The sequence below is a fragment of the Arthrobacter sp. 10T419 genome, from assembly GCF_056394105.1.
On the sequence record NZ_JBFTHF010000061.1, the window covers coordinates 1 to 397 of the forward strand.

General features: G+C 65.8%; 1 protein-coding gene. It reads left to right on the top strand.

The features are described from left to right. Positions 1-23 precede the first annotated feature (23 nt). Positions 24-397 (top strand): DUF6396 domain-containing protein (locus AC1DBD_RS17880; protein ID WP_476982732.1); only part of this gene is annotated, 374 nt, incomplete at its 3' end.

Sequence of the window (397 nt, forward strand, 5' to 3'; positions counted from 1 at the left end):
GGATATGCACTATCTCGCCGGATATGCACTATCTCGCCCTGCCGCACGATCCCGAGCGCTCCCGCCGCTATGAGCAAATCGGCAAATTCCTGGACCGCTACGACGGCCAAAACCCCAAGCTCCCCGACATCGACAACATCGTCCCCCTGCCCCCGGCCAAACTCCCGCCCTGGGACGGTACCTTCCAATGGCAAAAGGAACAGGAAGCCGCCGAGCCGCCGCCGAAGCCGTCCGACGAGTTCATCCACCGCCTGTGCAAGGCCAAGAACCTYGACCCCGCCACGGGCCTGSCCATTCCACCACCGCCCAGGGCGGCGCTGGGGACCCTTGCCGCCACGGGCGAGCCGTGCCCTGAATCCGGGAAATGGTGCGCCACCGGATTCAGCCACCGATGGGA